16 protein-coding genes and 1 pseudogene are annotated in these 15,505 nt (G+C 72.1%); 11 read left to right on the plus strand and 6 right to left on the minus strand.

What is annotated here, in order from left to right:
* The first annotated feature begins 147 nt into the window (after nucleotides 1-147).
* The gene (locus E4N63_RS20995; protein WP_230241438.1) at nucleotides 148-672 is read left to right on the plus strand and encodes a DUF3830 family protein; all 525 of its coding nucleotides are present in this window, start codon (nucleotides 148-150) and stop codon (nucleotides 670-672) included.
* Nucleotides 673-751: 79 nt separating this feature from the next.
* Here E4N63_RS20995 and E4N63_RS21000 read toward each other — a convergent pair whose 3' ends face one another.
* Together E4N63_RS21000 and E4N63_RS21005 are read right to left on the minus strand one after the other, a co-directional pair.
* Nucleotides 752-2,176, minus strand: coding sequence for an amidase (locus E4N63_RS21000; RefSeq protein WP_230241439.1), 1,425 nt, complete (start codon nucleotides 2,174-2,176; stop codon nucleotides 752-754).
* A gap of 182 nt (nucleotides 2,177-2,358) precedes the next feature.
* Nucleotides 2,359-3,327: a D-2-hydroxyacid dehydrogenase gene (locus E4N63_RS21005; protein WP_125627080.1), complete on the minus strand. Its 969-nt coding sequence runs from the start codon at nucleotides 3,325-3,327 to the stop codon at nucleotides 2,359-2,361.
* 244 nt (nucleotides 3,328-3,571) lie between these two features.
* Here E4N63_RS21005 and E4N63_RS21010 point away from each other — a divergent pair.
* Both E4N63_RS21010 and E4N63_RS21015 read left to right on the plus strand, forming a co-directional pair.
* A pseudogene (locus tag E4N63_RS21010) lies at nucleotides 3,572-4,331 on the plus strand (decarboxylase); the annotation flags it as partial.
* A 540-nt stretch (nucleotides 4,332-4,871) separates the two neighbouring features.
* Nucleotides 4,872-5,690: a decarboxylase gene (locus tag E4N63_RS21015; protein WP_230242579.1), complete on the plus strand. Its 819-nt coding sequence runs from the start codon at nucleotides 4,872-4,874 to the stop codon at nucleotides 5,688-5,690.
* 120 nt (nucleotides 5,691-5,810) lie between these two features.
* Here E4N63_RS21015 and E4N63_RS21020 read toward each other — a convergent pair whose 3' ends face one another.
* Both E4N63_RS21020 and E4N63_RS21025 read right to left on the minus strand, forming a co-directional pair.
* The gene (locus E4N63_RS21020; RefSeq protein ID WP_230241440.1) at nucleotides 5,811-6,389 is read right to left on the minus strand and encodes a hypothetical protein; all 579 of its coding nucleotides are present in this window, start codon (nucleotides 6,387-6,389) and stop codon (nucleotides 5,811-5,813) included.
* A gap of 2 nt (nucleotides 6,390-6,391) precedes the next feature.
* On the minus strand, nucleotides 6,392-7,135 hold the full coding sequence (locus E4N63_RS21025; RefSeq protein WP_125626417.1) for a hypothetical protein: 744 nt from the start codon (nucleotides 7,133-7,135) through the stop codon (nucleotides 6,392-6,394).
* Nucleotides 7,136-7,443: 308 nt separating this feature from the next.
* Here E4N63_RS21025 and E4N63_RS21030 point away from each other — a divergent pair, with 308 nt between their 5' ends.
* The 4 genes from E4N63_RS21030 (at nucleotide 7,444) to E4N63_RS21045 (ending at nucleotide 9,565) form a co-directional block, all read left to right on the plus strand.
* Nucleotides 7,444-8,550, plus strand: a complete 1,107-nt coding sequence (locus tag E4N63_RS21030) for an LLM class flavin-dependent oxidoreductase (RefSeq protein ID WP_230241441.1) — start codon at nucleotides 7,444-7,446, stop codon at nucleotides 8,548-8,550.
* Nucleotides 8,551-8,717: 167 nt separating this feature from the next.
* Entirely contained in the window at nucleotides 8,718-8,855 is a 138-nt protein-coding gene (locus E4N63_RS21035; RefSeq protein WP_230241442.1) for a hypothetical protein, read from the plus strand.
* 123 nt (nucleotides 8,856-8,978) lie between these two features.
* The gene (locus E4N63_RS21040) at nucleotides 8,979-9,377 is read left to right on the plus strand and encodes a hypothetical protein (RefSeq protein WP_230241443.1); all 399 of its coding nucleotides are present in this window, start codon (nucleotides 8,979-8,981) and stop codon (nucleotides 9,375-9,377) included.
* Nucleotides 9,374-9,565: a helix-turn-helix transcriptional regulator gene (locus E4N63_RS21045; protein WP_125626420.1), complete on the plus strand. Its 192-nt coding sequence runs from the start codon at nucleotides 9,374-9,376 to the stop codon at nucleotides 9,563-9,565. The genes E4N63_RS21040 and E4N63_RS21045 overlap by 4 nt, the downstream gene beginning before the upstream one ends.
* A gap of 241 nt (nucleotides 9,566-9,806) precedes the next feature.
* On the opposite strand, the gene E4N63_RS21050 is transcribed toward E4N63_RS21045, so the two are convergent.
* Nucleotides 9,807-10,370 carry a dihydrofolate reductase family protein gene (locus E4N63_RS21050; RefSeq protein WP_230241444.1) on the minus strand — a complete coding sequence of 188 codons (564 nt, stop codon included), beginning with the start codon at nucleotides 10,368-10,370 and terminating at the stop codon, nucleotides 9,807-9,809.
* Nucleotides 10,371-10,672: 302 nt separating this feature from the next.
* Between E4N63_RS21050 and E4N63_RS21055 the strand changes: the two genes are divergently transcribed.
* The 3 genes from E4N63_RS21055 to E4N63_RS21065 all read left to right on the plus strand — a co-directional run bounded on the left by E4N63_RS21055 (nucleotide 10,673) and on the right by E4N63_RS21065 (nucleotide 12,482).
* A complete protein-coding gene (locus tag E4N63_RS21055; RefSeq protein ID WP_230241445.1) occupies nucleotides 10,673-11,197 on the plus strand; it encodes a SigE family RNA polymerase sigma factor in 525 nt (174 codons plus the stop codon).
* A complete protein-coding gene (locus tag E4N63_RS21060; protein WP_230241446.1) occupies nucleotides 11,190-11,783 on the plus strand; it encodes a hypothetical protein in 594 nt (197 codons plus the stop codon). Before E4N63_RS21055 ends, E4N63_RS21060 begins: the two co-directional genes overlap by 8 nt.
* 111 nt (nucleotides 11,784-11,894) lie before the next feature.
* Nucleotides 11,895-12,482, plus strand: coding sequence for a hypothetical protein (locus tag E4N63_RS21065; RefSeq protein WP_230241447.1), 588 nt, complete (start codon nucleotides 11,895-11,897; stop codon nucleotides 12,480-12,482).
* A gap of 81 nt (nucleotides 12,483-12,563) precedes the next feature.
* On the opposite strand, the gene E4N63_RS21070 is transcribed toward E4N63_RS21065, so the two are convergent.
* Nucleotides 12,564-13,106, minus strand: coding sequence for a DUF1707 domain-containing protein (locus E4N63_RS21070; protein WP_125627024.1), 543 nt, complete (start codon nucleotides 13,104-13,106; stop codon nucleotides 12,564-12,566).
* Nucleotides 13,107-13,990: 884 nt separating this feature from the next.
* Between E4N63_RS21070 and E4N63_RS21075 the strand changes: the two genes are divergently transcribed.
* Nucleotides 13,991-15,358, plus strand: a complete 1,368-nt coding sequence (locus E4N63_RS21075) for an ABC transporter substrate-binding protein (RefSeq protein ID WP_185831408.1) — start codon at nucleotides 13,991-13,993, stop codon at nucleotides 15,356-15,358.
* Nucleotides 15,359-15,505 lie beyond the last annotated feature (147 nt).

A 15,505-nucleotide genomic window follows, 5' to 3' on the forward strand; every position in this document is an offset into this window, starting at 1 on the left:
GAGCAAGAATTCATGCCGCCCTTTTCCAGCCTTAACCGAGCTGAGACCGCCGCCGGTTCTGTTGTCATTGATCCACTTGCGCCACCATAAGAGCCCGCCGTCCGCACCGGCCGGGACCCGTCCGGGACGACTGACAGGAGCATCCGAATGACCGACTCCGCACCGCGTGACCGCTCCGCCCGGCACATCGAGGTGTCCTTGGCCAAACGCGGTGTGACCTGCACCGCGCGCCTCCTCGACGACCGTGCTCCGATCACCTGCGAAGCCGTCTGGAACGCGCTGCCGCTCGGCGGCGACGTCTACCACGCCAAGTACGCGCGGAACGAGATCTACACCCTGCTCCCGCCGTTCGCCCCCGCCGAACCCCCGCTGGAGAACCCGACGATCACCCCGATCCCCGGCGACCTCTGCTACTTCACCTTCACGGACACCCAGCTCGGCACCAAGTCCTACGGCTACGAGGAGCAGGCCGGGCACCGGGGGCAGCGGCAGGTCATCGACCTCGCGCTGTTCTACGAGCGGAACAACCTGCTGATCAACGGGGACGCGGGCTGGCTCCCCGGCATCGTCTGGGGCGCGGTCGTCGACGGCCTCGACCGCATGGCCGAGGCCTGCCAGGACCTGTGGCGGGCCGGGGCGCTGGGGGAGAGCCTCACCTTCCGGCGGGTCTGACCGACGGGTGCCCGCGGCCCGGGCCCTGCGCCGTCCCGCGAGGACGGGCCGGGCCCGGACCGCACCGCGAACGCCCCGGTCAGCCCGCGGCGGGCGGCGGCACCTCGTCCGCGACGCCCGCCTCGTACAGCGCGTGCGCCGCGCGCAGCACCAGAGCGTCCGCGTGCCGGGGCCCCACCAGCTGCACCCCGATCGGCAGTCCGTCGCCGTCCAGCCCGCAGGGCACGGTCGCGGCGGGCTGCTGCGTGAGGTTGAACGGATAGCTGAACGGCGTCCAGCCCGTCCACCGCGCGTACCCGGAGCCCTTGGGCACCTCGGCGCCCGCCTCGAACGCGGTGCCCGGCATCGTCGGCGTCACCAGCAGGTCGTACGTCTCGTGGAAGCGGCCCATCTCCCGGCCCAGCGCCATCCGGACGTCCACCGCCGTCAGATAGTCCAGCGCGCTGTACGCCGCGCCCTGCTCCGCCACCTCGCGCAGCGCCGGCTCCAGCAGCTCCAGCCGCTCCGGGCCGAGCGGCTGCACCACCCGCGCCACCCCGCTGAACCACAGGGTGTGGAACGCCTCCACCGGGTCCTCCGCGAGCGGTGGTTCGGCCTCCTCCACCTGGGCCCCCAGCGAGGACAGCAGATCCACCGCCCGGCGTACCGCGGCCGCCACCCGCGGCTCGACGGCCACCCGCCCGCCGAACGAGGCGCTGTACGCCACCCGCAGCCCCGCCACCGCCTCCGTTCCGCGGTCCAGACCCTCCGCGAAGGCGGCCGGCGCCCGGTCGGACTGCGACCAGTCCCGCCAGTCCGGGCCCGTGATCACGTCCATCATCAGCGCCGCGTCCCGGGCGTCCCGGGTCATCGGGCCCACATGGGCCAGCGTCCCGAACGGGCTCGCCGGGTACAGCGGTACCCGGCCGTACGTCGGCTTCAGCGCGAAGATCCCGCAGAAGGAGCCGGGGATGCGGACCGAGCCGCCGCCGTCCGTGCCCAGGCTCAGCGGTCCCGCGCCCACCGCGACCGCCGCCGCGCTCCCGCCGCTCGACCCGCCCGCCGTGCGGCGCGGATCGTACGGATTGACGGTCACCCCGTGCCGCGGGCTGTCGGTGACCCCCTTCCAGCCGAACTCGGGGGTCGTCGTCTTGCCGGTGAACACCGCGCCGTGCTCCCGCAGCCGGGCCACCGCCGGGGCGTCCTCCTGCCAGGCGGCCGGATCACCGGCGTCCACGGTGTGCGAACCCCGCAGGGTGGGCCCGCCGCGCAGCAGCAGCAGATCCTTCACGGACACCGGCACGCCGTCGACCAGCCCGGCCGGCTCGCCGCGCAGCCAGCGACACTCGGACTCGGCGGCCTGCGCAAGGGCGCTCTCGGCGTCCACCCGCACATGGGCGCCCACCACCGGCTCGGTCCGCTCGATCCGCTCCAGGACGGCGCGGGCCACCTCGACGGGGGAGAAGGCGCGGGTGGCGTAGCCCGCGAGCAGGCGGGTGGCCGTGAGGTCGCAGAGCTCGGTCATCGGGGCCTCCAGGGGATGCGCGGGGAGCTGCGGGTGGCGGGTGGGTGCGGGGTGGCTGCGCGGGTGCGGGGCGGACGCCCGAGGCGCCCGCGGTGCCGCGCCCGGGGCCGGGGTGGGGGCGGGGCCCGACCGGAACCCGCCGGGAGCGCCGGGAGCGTCCGGGCCGCTCGGGGCGCCGGCGCTCAGGGCACCGGAACGTAACCGAGCCGTTTGTCGACCACGTTGACCAGCGGTTTCCCGGCCACCCAGCGGTCGAAGTTGTCCATGAACTGCTCGGCCAGGGCGTCGCGCCAGCCCACCGTGTCCCCGCTCATGTGCGGGGAGACCAGCAGTCCCGGGGCGTCCCACAGCGGGCTGTCCGGCGGGAGGGGCTCCTCCTCGAAGACGTCCAGCGCGGCGCCCGCGAGCGAGCCCTTGACCAGGGCCTCGGTCAGATCGCGTTCCACCACCAGCTGTCCCCGCCCGACATTGATGAACCGGGCTGTCGGACGCATGAGCGAAAAAGCTTCCGCGCCGAACATTCCGTGGGTGTCGTCCGTCAGCGGAGCCGCGGCAATCACCCAGTCGGCGGAAGGCAGAAGATCTTTCAGCGCCGCGTTGTCGTACACGCGATGAAATTCCGCGTCATTTTCCCGCGCGGTGCGCCCGACGAGTTCCACGACGACACCCAGTGCCGCGAGCGTACGCCCGATCGCCCGGCCGATCGGGCCGGAGCCCGCCACCACCGCGCGGCTGCCCGCCAGCCGCATCGTTTCCCGGTGCCGCCATTGCCGCCGTTGCTGGAGTTCCCAACTGCCCGGAAAATCCTTGGCCAAGGCGATCACGAGCCCGGCGACGTACTCCGCGATGGGCTGCTCGAAGATCCCCCGGGCATTGGTCACCACCGCGTCCGAGTCCGTCAGCTCCGGGAAGAGCAGCCGGTCGACCCCCGCGCTGGCGGTGTGCACCCAGCGCGGCCGGCGCCCCTCGCCCGGCCAGGCGCTGCGGAGCACATCGGTGGTGAAGTCCCACACCAGCAGGGCGTCGGCGGAGGGCAGCAGCGCCGCCAGCGACTCCGCGTCGCGGGCGTGCACGACTCGGGCCCGGCCGGAGAGCCGGTCGAGCCGGGGGGCGGGCTCGCCGCCGAGGACGAGCAGGGTGCTGTCGGTCATGGGTGGGAAACCATTTCGAAACGTCTCTCCGCTTCGCTGGAGAGGAGCCGGGAAAAACGGCGGGAGAACTGGGATTGACCACGCTAGGGACCGGAAACTACCTTCGTCAATACGGGTAATGCCGACCCGGGTTACGACGTGTCGGCTTCTGTCCCGGCGCCCCGGCGTGCACGGCTTTCGCTTCTGTGGTACCGCCCTCTTTCCTCGGCTTCGGCCTGCCCTCCGTTCGTATTGGGGCTTCGGAATGGACATCTCTTTTCTGGGTGGCCCGCGTCCGCAACGTGGCGTGGGTGTCGTGGCACCGTTCGATTTCGCGCTGGACCGGGAGCTGTGGCGCTGGGCTCCCGATCAGGTGTCGCTGCATCTGACCCGTACGCCGTTCGTGCCGGTCGAGGTCAGCCTCGACCTGGCCCGGCTGGTCAGTGAGCACGAGACCCTCCGGGAGGCCACGCACACGCTGCGCGCGGTCAGCCCCGAGGTCGTGGCCTACGCCTGCACCTCCGGCAGCTTCGTCGGCGGCCTGGCCGGTGAGCGCGCCATGTGCGCGGCGATGGCCCAGGCGGGTGAGATCCCGGCGCTGACCACCTCCGGTGCCCTGCTGGAGGCGCTGGCGGAGATCGGGGCCCGGCGCATCGCCCTGGTCACGCCGTACACCGCCTCCGTCACCCAGTCCCTGGAGGAGTATCTGGCGGAGGGCGGGGTCACCGTCACCGACCGCGAGTTCCTCGGCCTGACCTGCCACATCTGGAAGGTCTCCTACCGGTCGGTGGTGGAGATGGCCCGGCGGGCGGTCACCCACGGCGCGGACGCGCTCTTCATCAGCTGTACGAATCTGCCGACGTATGACGCCATCCCGCAGCTGGAGGCGGAGCTGCGGATGCCGGTGCTGTCGGCCAATCAGGTGACGATGTGGTCGGCGCTGCGGCGGATCGGGGAGCGGGCGGTGGGGCCGTACCAGGCGCTGCTCGACCCGGTGGCCAGACGCGGTCCGGCGTCGATGACGGCCTCGCCCCCCGCACCCTCGGCGCCGCCCCGCAGGCGGTGCCCCGGCACAGTCCGCCGTGCTGCCGGAGAGCCCGGGGCGGCGGAGGTGCTCGGCGGCCCGGGCGGGCTCGGCCCCGTGGTGCCGTTCGGGGACGGGCGCGGGGAGCCGGAGGCGGCGTTCGCCGGGGCGGCGGGCGGCGCGGGGCAGAGACCGAGGCGGCGGACGCCCTGGACGCGCCGCTGTACCCGGACGATCCGGCGGCCCGGCACCGCTCTGAACCCGTACGGCGCGTACGGCCGGCAGGCCGAGCGGGAAGGGAGGGGCGGCGAAGACGGGGGGGAGACAGGCACGGCGAGACCGAACAGGCAGGAGAGCGAGACGCATGGCAGAGCTGACGACCCCCGGCACCCCTTCCGGCACGACTACCGGTACGACGGGTGCCGCGATCGGCACGACGGTCGGCCCGGTGGCGGGAGCGGCGCCGGAAACGGCCGCGGTCAGGGCGGCGGAGGCCGGGACGGAGACGGCGGGCGGCCCCGGTGCGGCAGCCGTCGGCTTCCTGTACCCGGGGTACTCCGCCGAGGACGACTACCCGCGGCTGGAGGCCATGCTGGCCGGGGCGGACCCGGGGGACGGCGGTGCCATGGAGCCGGGAAGCGCGGTGACCGGCGGGGCCGGCGCGGGGGACGGGGTCCTCGGTCTGGCCGGTGCCGTCACCGGCGCCACCCCCGCCGTCCGGCTGCCACTCGTCCACACCGACATCGGCGAGGACGCCCACCGTGTCGACGCCCTGCTGGAGATGGGGTCGGCCGCCCGCCTGGCGGCCCGGGTCGACGAGCTGCGCGCGTGGGGCGCGCAGGCCGTCGTCTGGGCCTGCACCAGCGCCAGCTTCGTCTTCGGCCGCGAAGGCGCACAGGAACAGGTGCGCGAACTGGCGCAGGTGGCCGGGCTTCCGGCCTCCAGCACCTCCTTCGCCTTCGCCCACGCCATCGGAGACCTGGGCGTCGAACAGGTGGCCGTCGCCGCCACCTATCCGGAGGACGTCGCCGAGCTGTTCACCGCCTTTCTGAAGTCCTTCGGCACGGAGGTCGTGGCGATGCGCGGCAGCGGCATCATCACGGCCGCCGAGGTCGGTACCTGGGGCTGGGAGGAGGTACGGGCCCTCGCCCGCGCGGGCGACCACCCCGAGGCACAGGCCGTGCTGCTGCCGGACACCGCCCTGCACACCGCCGCGTACATCGCCCGGCTGGAGGCGGAGCTCGGCAAGCCCGTGCTCACCGCGAACCAGGTGACCGTCCGCGAAGGGCTGCGGCTGCTCGCGCACCCGGTGCCGCACCGGCCGCGGCTCGGAGCGCTCTTCTCCACGGCCGCGGCCTGACGGGGAGGAGAAGAGGAGGACGACGGACACGGCCCTCCGGAGCGACGCTCCGGAGGGCCGTGTCCGCGCGCGGCCGGGCGCGGTGCGGAGTCGTGGAGGAGGGCCCCGCGCACCGGCCCGCTACGTCCCCGTGCCGCCCCCGGCCCGGGTCCCGGGCCGGCTTCCCGGCGCGGGGAGGACGGGACGCGTTCCGCCGCCCTGCGGGCACACCCAGGAGGCGGTGCCGTCGACGACCTCGGCCACCGGGGGGTGGCCGTGCCCGCGGACCGGGCACGGGGGAACCGGCGCGCCACCGGCCGCCTCCAGGACGGCCTCCTGCAACTGCCCGGCGAGGTGAGCCACCGCCTCGGCCTCGCTCAGCCCTTCGCCGAGGAGCACCTCCACGGCGGAGCCGTCGCGGAAGGCCAGCGTGACGGCCACGGGGGAGGCGCCGTGCTCTCCGTTACCGGGCCCGGCGTTGTCCCCGGCGCCCGCTCCGGTGCCGTGGACGCGCCCGTCGTCCGCCAGGCCCCCGTCGTCCGTCCGGCTCTCGTCCGGGCGCAGCCGCAGCCGGGAGGTGAAGGCCGCCGGGCCGGGCTCCGGTGCCCCGGGCTCGTCCGGTGCGCCGGTGGTCACCTCCAGGGTGTGACCGGCGGTGTCCCCGAGCTGGTGCAGGATCGCCTCCGCCCAGCTCCGTACGGCGGTGGTGCCGGGGCCCATCGCTACTTCTTCGCCTTGACGGCGGCGGCCCACGTGAGGGTGCCCACCCCGGGCCGCCCGCCGATCCGCACCGGGAAGGTCATGTAGTCCTGGAACTGCACGACGTCATCATGCCGGACCGGCTTGAGCGTGCCGTGGAAGAGGTAGTTCTTCCCCACCACGTGACCGGCGTTCCTCGGCATCGCCTTGCCGTTCTTCCACCACGAGACGCCCCTCTCGCGGACCGGGCCGGTGATGACGGACCGCACCCGCGCGGAGATCCGGAAACCCCAGTTGATCGTGGAGTGGCGGCAGTTGAAGCGGGCGTGGAGTGTGCCGTTGGCGTCGCTCCAGCTCGGGTTCTTGTCGCAGCGCAGGATGGCCGGTCCCCGGCGCTTCACATCCGGTGCCGCCGCGGGGGTGCGGGCTCCGGCCGGTGCCGCGGAGAGGGCGGCGGCCGAGGGCGTTCCCAGGACGGACTGCAGCTGTTTCCGCTCGGCGCCGGTCAGCGCGGGCGCGGAGCCGTCCGGTGCCGCGTCGAGCGTGATGCGCAGGGTGGACTTCCCGCCGTCCCTGACGGCGGTGGAGGTGAAGGTCCGCTTTCCGGCCGGGGCGTCCGCCGCCGTGCCAGGGTGGGCCGCGGCCGGCTGTCCGGCGTTCCCGGGCACCGGCTTGGCGGGTACCGCGTGCACCGTCCCGGTGGCGGGAGCGGCCAGCGCCAGCGCCAGCGCGCTGATCACCGTGGTGTTCCTCAGTGTCTTGAGCATGTGAACTCCCCCGTGCCGCCGCGAAGTCGCCGAGGGCACCCTGCCCACGGGGCGGCGGCGCGCGGGAATCAATCTAGGAGAGCGGAGCGGCTGATTGGAGGGGTTCCGGAGTAATTGGCGATATTCGAACCGTTCTGTCTCATTCGACCATTTATGTGATGAGCGGTGCGGAGAGGGCGGCGGGAAGCGCCGGGAATAACCGGAGTAGCTCTCCGGTTGTCCGGCCGGCACGCGGAAACGCGCACGCGGACCTCGGCAAGCGCGCCGCGTGAGCGCCCGGACAGAGACCCATCAGGGAGGCAGGCCGCATGGCCACCGAGCACGACACCATCCGCGGCACGGCGCGGGGCACCGCCCCGGTCCCGCTGTCCGTCCTGGACCTCGCCACCGTCGGCAGCGGATCCACCGCCGGGGACGCGCTGCGCACCGGCACCGAACTGGCCCGGATCGCGGAGCGGCGCGGCTACCACCGCTTCTGGGTGGCCGAGCACCACTCGATGCCCGGTATCGCCAGTTCCTCCCCGGCCGTGATCCTCGCCCACCTCGCGGCGCACACCGAGCGCATCCGGCTGGGCTCCGGCGGCGTGATGCTCCCCAACCACGCCCCGCTGGTCATCGCGGAGCAGTTCGGCACCCTGGAAGCCCTCGCGCCCGGCCGGATCGACCTCGGCCTCGGCCGCGCCCCGGGCACCGACGGCGCCACCGCCGCCGCCCTCCGCCGTACCGACCGCCTGAACGAGGGCGCGGACGACTTCCCGCAGCAACTCCTCGAACTGACCCGCTTCCTGGACGACACCTTCCCCGACGGCCATCCGTACAGCCGCATCCACGCCGTCCCCGGCCCCGTCCAGGCCACCTCGCCCGGCGGGGTGCAGTCCGCCGGCCGGCCGCAGGTCTGGCTGCTCGGCTCCAGTGGATTCAGCGCGCAGCTGGCGGGCTCCCTGGGACTGCCGTTCTCCTTCGCCCACCACTTCTCGGCTGCGAACACCCTTCCGGCGCTGGAGCTGTACCGGGAGTCCTTCCGCCCGTCGGCGGTCCTCGACGAGCCGTACGCCGCGATCGGCGTCGCGGTGCTCGCGGCGGAGGACGAGAAGGAGGCCCGCCGCCAGATCATGACCGGCGCCCTGTCGATGCTCCGCCTGCGCACCGGCCGGCCCGGTCTCGTCCCGACCCCGGAGGAGGCCGAGGACTATCCGTGGAGCCCGCGGGAGCGCGGCTTCGTCGACAGCTGGGTCGGCAACATCGTCCACGGCACGCCGGACGTGGTCCGCGAGGGCCTGGACGCGCTGGCGAAGCGCACCGGTGCCGACGAGATGATCCTCACCTCGAACGTGCACGGTGCGGACGCCCGCCTCCGCTCGTACGAGCTGATCGCCGACGCCTACGGCATGCCGGACGGCCCCGCCGCGGCTTGAGGCCCGGGGTCCGAGGCGACCCGAGGCGCCCGCGCCCCGCGAACACCCCGGCGGCCCGCGGGTGTTCGCGGCGCGTCCCGCTCCCGTGCCCGCCGGGCGGGGGTCCTCCTGTCCGTGCGGCCCGGTACGGAACGTCACGGGGAGCGACGGGGAGTGCGGGGGCTGCGATGGACCTGCCGGAGCGCATCGCCGCGGCCGGACTCGCCGCCGAAGCCCGAAGGTTCTTCCACCGCCGACAACGCCAACCCCACGTCATCACCGGCTACTTCGAAGCCCTGCACGTCCGCTGCACCCTCGACGGGTGAACTCGGGACGGTTCTGATCAGTATGACTGACCAGGCGGCGCTCAGTGTCAAGCACGCTTGACACTGAAGGCGGGGCCTCCTAGCGTGTCAAGTGTCCTTGACGTCGCGCCGGAGGGTGGCACCGTGCAACCGCATAACGAGATCAAGGCGAGCGCTCGGCTCGTGCTGTGGACACTCGCCTGGGCGGCGACCCTTGCCCTGGCCAAGTTCGGCCCGCAACTCCTGTGGAATACGCCGCAGCAGGCGGCGAGCTGGGCCGCCGTTGCCGTCAATGTCGCCGTCGGCATCGGCTGGATCGTCGCCTTCACGCGCTTTCTCCGCGCACTCGATGAGCTGCAACGGAAGATCACGCAGGATGCGCTGGCGGTCGCCTTCGGCGTGGGATGGATCCTCGGATTCGCCTATGTCGTTGCGGACGCCGCCGGCCTCGTCGCCCGCGACGTCGATATCGCCGTCCTCCCCACGCTCATGGGAGTTGTCTTTCTGGTCGCCTTCTTCGTCGGCAAGATCCGATACCGATGAAGAACCGCATCACGGACCTTCGCGCCGAACGAGGCTGGACGCAGGCCGACCTGGCTCAGCGTGCGGGCGTGTCCAGGCAGACGATCAACGCCATCGAGACAGGGAAGTTCGACCCAAGCCTTCCCCTCGCCTTCCGTCTCGCCAAGCTCTTCGACCTGAGGATCGAGGAGCTCTTCCTCTACGAATGAACCCAATGCGTTTCTGATCGATAGCTTTTCTCGTGACATTCGGGAGTGGGAGGTGACGCCTGACCATGGACGCATCAACAGAGGCTCTGTGGACGTGAATTGCTCCTTCATGGGTATGGGCAGGGCGGATGGACGGCTTGCGCTGATTGTCTCGCGGAAGGTGCCGGCCACCCGGTATGTGTGTGGGGATGCGGGACACGCTTCCCCCGCGGGCTGATGGGCAAGGCGGCGGACGAGTCGCCTAGCGCGCCACGCGGTATCGGAGGTAGACGACTTTCGAGCTGAAGGTGCGGGTCTCGGCGAGTTCGAGATCCACCCGGCGCTCGCGCTGCGGAAAGAACGGGATGCCGCCTCCGACCAGCACCGGGTGGACCATGGTCCGGTACTCGTCGATCAGACCCAGCGCGGCGGCCTCGGCGGCCAGGGTCGCGCCGCCGATCGCGATGTCGCCCTCGCCCGGCTCGGCCCGCAACCGCTCGATCTCCTCCGCCAGGCCGCCGGACGCCAGGCGGGCATGGCCCTGCACCGCCGTCAGCGTGGTGGAGAACACCACCTTCGGCAGCGGCTTCCACAGCGTGGTCCACTCGCGCATGGCGTCGTCGAGCGAGGGATCCTGGTCGGCGGTCTCCCAGTACAGCATCGTCTCGTACAGCCGTCGTCCCAGCAGGTGGACGCCGACCTCTCGGATCTCGTCGATCCAGAAGCGGAAGACCTCCTCGTCGGGCGCCCCCCAGTCGAAGTCGCCGTCCGGCCCGGCGATGTAGCCGTCCAGGGAGACGCTCATCGAGTAGGTCACACTGCGCATCGGAAGTCCTCCTTGGTTACGGGTTCGACAGTACGACCGCCGGACGCCGCAGGACTCATCGCGGCTCGCGGGATCCGCGACCTGGTCACCTCACGAGATCATTTCGTTGGGTCGGCCTCACTGGACCCCAGAAGGTCGCACAGACGTGTCATGCCTCATTCGGCGCAGTGCTCGTCCGGCCCCGAGGGAGGAGTGCGCCGAGCACGGTGGTGTGACGGCGGCTCCTTGCACCACAGACCGGCCGGGTGACATCGTGCGCGTGCTTGAACAAATGTACGGGCTCAGGGAACCGCAGGCGGGTGATGGACGAGCAAGCGTTCGACGCCTTCTACGCCGGGAGCGTGGGGCGGCTCATCGGCCAGCTGTACGCCATGATCGGCGACCGCACCGAGGCGCAGGACGTCGTCCAGGAAGCCTTCGTCCGGGCCTGGGAGCGCCGGGCCCAGCTGGACAAGGACGGTGCGCCCGAGGCATGGGTGCGTACCGTGGCCTGGCGGCTCGCTGTCAGCCGGTGGCGGCGCGTGCGAACCGCGCTCTCCTTCGCGCGGCGCCAGGGCCCGCCCCCGGACGTACCGCCGCCGGACACCCATCACGTCCTGCTGGTGCAGGCGCTGCGGCAGATCCCCGCGGCGCAGCGACGGGCCATCGTCCTCCACCACCTGTGCGATCTGGAGGTGAAGCAGGTGGCCGCCGAGACCAACTGCCCCGTCGGTACGGTGAAGGCACAGCTGAGCCGGGGCCGGGCCGCGCTGGCGAGGATTCTGGCCGACACCGAGCTGGACCCGCGGCCGGGCCGAGTTCCGGAGGTGGAGCATGGGCATGGTTGACGAGACAGGCCTGGACGAGCACCTTGCCGATCTTGCCGCCGAGGGCCGGCGGTCCGCCGTGCCGATGGCCGCGGAGCAGATCCGCGTGCTCGGTGACCGGCGCCGGCGCCGTAAGCGGGCAGCACAGGTGTCGGGCGGTGTGCTGCTGGCCGCCGCCGTCGCCGTGGGAGGTGTGTCGCTGGTCCTGCCCGGTCCCGGACCGGCGCCGAGCGCCACGGAGCCGACGCCGTCGCGGAGCGCTCCCGCGTTCGTGCCCCCGACGCCGGCCCCGGGTGAGGAGTACGCCGGCGAGATCGGCTATGTGTACAACGCGACGGTGCTGGCGGACGGGGTCCGGGTCACCGTGCAGCAGCTTCGTACCGAGCGGGGATCGGCCGTACCCACCGGAGTGGTGCACGAGGTGACCCTGTCCCCCCAGACCCCGGTCGAGGTGGAGCAGGCCGCCGGTGGGAAGCCGGGGGACATGCGGTTGGAGGAGCTGGTGGACCGGCTGCGTGGCGGGCCCCGATGGGTGTTCGTCCTCGACTACGACGGCGAGGGCCGGGTCCAGTCGCTCCGGGAGGCGTTCTGGCTGACCGCCGAGTGAGCCTCGGCGGAGGCCCGGAAGAAAAGCCGGCCGGGATGCAACCCGGTGGAGGGTGCTCGGCGTAGAGACCGTGCAACCCCGACCACACCGGTTTCCAGGAGAACGTTGATCATGTCTGCCTCACGCCGCCGGGCCACCGTGCGCCTGCTCACCGTTGCCGTCTTCGGCGCCCTTCTCCTGACCGGATGCGGCGAGAACGGCGAGGAACCCGCGGGGCCCGCCGCCGCGGCCTCGCCGGCGGACACCGCACAGGCCGGCGGTGACCGGACGGCCGCCCCGTCGGACGAGGGCGAGGGCTCGCAGGACACGCAGGCGCCGGCCGGTAAGACCCCGTGGGCGGGGACCAAGCAGTTCATGACGATCGACAAGGCCTGGACCGAGGAGGGGCTGACCCGTCTGTCGGTGCGGCCTGCCCAGAAGAAGGTCAACACCCAGTTCGACACCTGGGAGATCACCCCCGGCACGGGGGCCTTCACCACGGTGACCATGGCCAAGGACGCCCGGGTTCTGCTGACGGCCCCGGTACGGGACGCCGACGCGCCCGGTGCCAGCCGGGCCGAGCCTCTGCCGTTCTCCCGGACCGAGTTCGTCACCCTGCTGACGCGACTGGACTCCGGCGTCGCCGCGGGCGTCGGGTACGACCTGAGCTTCGACGGAGAGGGACAGGTGGCCAGGGTGCAGTCCGTCTACAGGCCGTGAGTTCATCGGGAGGACGAGGGCGGGGGCGGGAACGGGAACGGGGAGCGCAGGGCAGGTGATCCCGGGAGTCCGGATCGGGCATCAGCGCCGCGCGTGGCGGATCTTCAGCCGTCCGAGGCCCATGGTCCCGGCGATACGGATCTTCGGTCCGCCGGGGCGGGTGCGCTGCCGGGGCTTGTAGAGCCGGTCCTTCCACAGGGTCTGGAGATCCTCGGTGTCGACGACCGCGTCGCGAGGTACCGTGATCTTGGCTCTGCCCGTGCCGAGTTGCAGCTCGATGTCCACCACAGGGTGTTCGATGACCGCGCGGGACAGGTCCAGGTGCACTTTGCCGAAGGCGGACTCGACCTTGAGGCGCCGGGGTACCCGCCAGGTGCCGCGGCGCCGGATCCGTCCGCTGAGAGCGGCGACGGTGGAGGTGGTGTCCGCTTTGCCCCGGGGGAGGGACGCCAGCGCCGGAGTGAGGTCCCCGTGCGCGGTGGCGGTGAGCACCTGGTGGAGGCGTTCGTCCATTTCCTCGTGGGAGATGTGCCCTTCGACGTACGCCTCCTGCAGGCGCTGCACGGCGGTGTCGCGGTCCTCTTCGCTGAGCGGTGACGGCGGGTCTTCCGGCTGGAGGGTCACCGTTTCACTCTACTGCTGCCCCGGGCGGGTTGGCTGAGCGGAAACCCCGGGCGCCCGGGGTGCCAACTGGGCCGCTTCGGACGGGAGTCGGCGGGGCGGCCGTTCGGGCCGCGACCGTGAAGCGGTCCGGGTCGGGGCAGCCCGGTGGGGCGAGTCCGAACCAGAGGAATGTGCCGCCGGTGGTGCGGATCGGGTAGCCGCCCCAGTCGTCCGCGCAGAGGTGGACGAGGAGGACGGCCGGGGCCGCGGGCGGGCGGGCGGACGGGCGGCTGCCGGTGATCGACGTGCGCCGGCGGCCGGAAGCGGCCGGATCCGGGTGTGGTGGTCCCCGTACCGGTGGGATCGTGTCGTCACTCGGTCCGGGGCCGGTGCGGTGGTAGCGGTCCCATTCCCGGACGCAGTGGTGTAGACCGCCCTCCTCGCTGTGTGCACACGCGCATTCCGTCCCGGCCGGGGCCCGGCGCGACAGCGGGATGGTCCGTACCCGCGAATCCCTTCCTCGCGCGGCGCGCTGTGGTTGTTCGGCCAGGCGAACGGGCCTTTCGTCCGCCAGGATCGGGGAGTCCCGGCCGGCCCGCGGGTCCGTTCGCGCGCCCCTCGGGCGTCCCCATGAGAGAGGCTGGAGACCGGTAGGATTTGCAAAAGCGTACGCGAGAAAGCCCTTTCTGACGCCGTTCGGCAATCCCGTCCCGTGGTCGGCGGGACTCTCTGCCCCAGGTCATCGCCCAACGACTGCGGGTCAGCGGGGTGGATAACGGTTCATGTTTGGTTCCGTGTCTTTCCGATCGCCTCTGTTGACTTTACCGGCAGTTAACGGTCAGGGTGTGGCCATCCCGCTGCTCTGAGGGTCAGGCAGAGCGGCATGCACCTGAGGAGTGGTGGCCATGTCACTGCGTACCCGACGCCCCCTGCTGCGCCGAGCCCTGGCGGCTCTCGCGGTACTCCCCGTACTCGCCACCGCGGCGTGCGGCGACGGTGGTGACACCGGCGGCAGCGCCGCCGGGGAGCCGGCCGCGTGCGAGAAGAGCGAGGGCAAGGTCAAGCTGTCGTACTGGTCCTGGATCCCGGGTGTGGACAAGGCCGTCGCGGAGTGGAACCGGCAGAACCCCGACATCCAGGTCACCGTCAAGTCCACCCCGGCGGGCAACGCGGGCACCTACCAGAACATGTCCAACGCGCTGAAGGCGGGCAACGCCCCCGACCTCGGCCAGATCGAGTACGACTCCCTGGCCAGCTTCCGCCTCCAGGAGGGCCTGACCGACATCGCGGCCTGCGCCGGCGTCAAGGAGGCGGAGGCCGGCTTCGCCGACTGGACCTGGTCGCAGGTGACCTTCGGGGCCGGCGGCGAGGACGGGATCTGGGCCGTGCCGCAGGACACGGGCCCGATGGCGCTGTTCTACCGCAAGGACCTGTTCGAGAAGCACGACATAGCGGTGCCGGAGACCTGGCAGGAGTACTACGAGGCGGCCAAGAAGCTGAAGAAGGCCGACCCGAAGGCGTACATGACGCACTTCTCCCAGACCGACCCGAACTGGTTCACCGGCCTCCTCTGGCAGAAGGGCGCGAACATGTTCGCGCAGGACGGCGACACCTGGAAGGTCGGCATCGACAGCCCGGCCGCCGGCGAAGTGGCCGACTACTGGCAGAAGATGATCGACGAGAAGCTGGTCGCCACCAACCTCCAGGGCTTCTCCCCCGCGCTCTACAAGGCGTGGAACAAGGGCGAGGTCGCGACCTGGGTCAGCGCCGCCTGGGGCTACAGCACCATCCGCGACAACGCCAAGGCCACCGCCGGCAAGTGGGGCGTGGCACCCATGCCGCAGTGGTCCGCGGGCGACAAGAAGGCCGGCAACTGGGGCGGCTCCACCACGGCGGTGCTGGGCAAGAGCAAGCACCCCTACGAGGCCGCGAAATTCGCGCTGTGGCTGAACACGGACCCGAAGGCCCTGGAGATCCTCAACCGTGAGGGCGGCCTCTACCCGGCGGCCACGGAGGGCCTGAAGCTGGACGCACTGCAGCAGCCCGTGGAGTTCTACGGCGGCCAGAAGATCTTCGACACCTTCGCCGGGGCCGCCGGTGACGTCAACACCGACTGGACCTTCGGGCCGACGATGACCGACACCTACCGCTTCATGGGCGACGGCATCGCGGGCGCGCTGAGCGGCAAGGGCACGCTCAAGGACGCGCTGAAGGAGGCCGACGCCAAGACGGTGGACTCCCTGGAGAAGCAGTCCCTCGACGTGAGCGAGTAGGAACGACCGGGCGGAGCCGGTGGCGTGCCGGCTCCGCCCCGCGCCGCCTCCCTCCAGGGAGGCCCGCCGGGCCCCGCCCGGCCCGCCCAGTCCAGCGACCAGGAAGCCCAGGAAGCAGCCCCGACATGACCGCCGTCCAGACAGAAG

The sequence above is a fragment of the Streptomyces sp. MNU89 genome (assembly GCF_020982505.1).
GTDB classification, from domain to species: Bacteria; Actinomycetota; Actinomycetes; order Streptomycetales; family Streptomycetaceae; genus Streptomyces; species Streptomyces xinghaiensis.

Bases quoted from the DNA above. Each gene is read 5' to 3' on its own strand.
- E4N63_RS20995 (WP_230241438.1), top strand. From the start codon at position 148: ATGACCGACTCCGCACCGCGTGACCGCTCCGCCCGGCACATCGAGGTG.
- E4N63_RS21000 (WP_230241439.1), bottom strand. From the start codon at position 2,176: ATGACCGAGCTCTGCGACCTCACGGCCACCCGCCTGCTCGCGGGCTAC.
- E4N63_RS21005 (WP_125627080.1), bottom strand. From the start codon at position 3,327: ATGACCGACAGCACCCTGCTCGTCCTCGGCGGCGAGCCCGCCCCCCGG.
- E4N63_RS21020 (WP_230241440.1), bottom strand. From the start codon at position 6,389: ATGGGCCCCGGCACCACCGCCGTACGGAGCTGGGCGGAGGCGATCCTG.
- E4N63_RS21025 (WP_125626417.1), bottom strand. From the start codon at position 7,135: ATGCTCAAGACACTGAGGAACACCACGGTGATCAGCGCGCTGGCGCTG.
- E4N63_RS21030 (WP_230241441.1), top strand. From the start codon at position 7,444: ATGGCCACCGAGCACGACACCATCCGCGGCACGGCGCGGGGCACCGCC.
- E4N63_RS21035 (WP_230241442.1), top strand. From the start codon at position 8,718: ATGGACCTGCCGGAGCGCATCGCCGCGGCCGGACTCGCCGCCGAAGCC.
- E4N63_RS21045 (WP_125626420.1), top strand. From the start codon at position 9,374: ATGAAGAACCGCATCACGGACCTTCGCGCCGAACGAGGCTGGACGCAG.
- E4N63_RS21050 (WP_230241444.1), bottom strand. From the start codon at position 10,370: ATGCGCAGTGTGACCTACTCGATGAGCGTCTCCCTGGACGGCTACATC.
- E4N63_RS21055 (WP_230241445.1), top strand. From the start codon at position 10,673: ATGGACGAGCAAGCGTTCGACGCCTTCTACGCCGGGAGCGTGGGGCGG.
- E4N63_RS21060 (WP_230241446.1), top strand. From the start codon at position 11,190: ATGGTTGACGAGACAGGCCTGGACGAGCACCTTGCCGATCTTGCCGCC.
- E4N63_RS21065 (WP_230241447.1), top strand. From the start codon at position 11,895: ATGTCTGCCTCACGCCGCCGGGCCACCGTGCGCCTGCTCACCGTTGCC.
- E4N63_RS21075 (WP_185831408.1), top strand. From the start codon at position 13,991: ATGTCACTGCGTACCCGACGCCCCCTGCTGCGCCGAGCCCTGGCGGCT.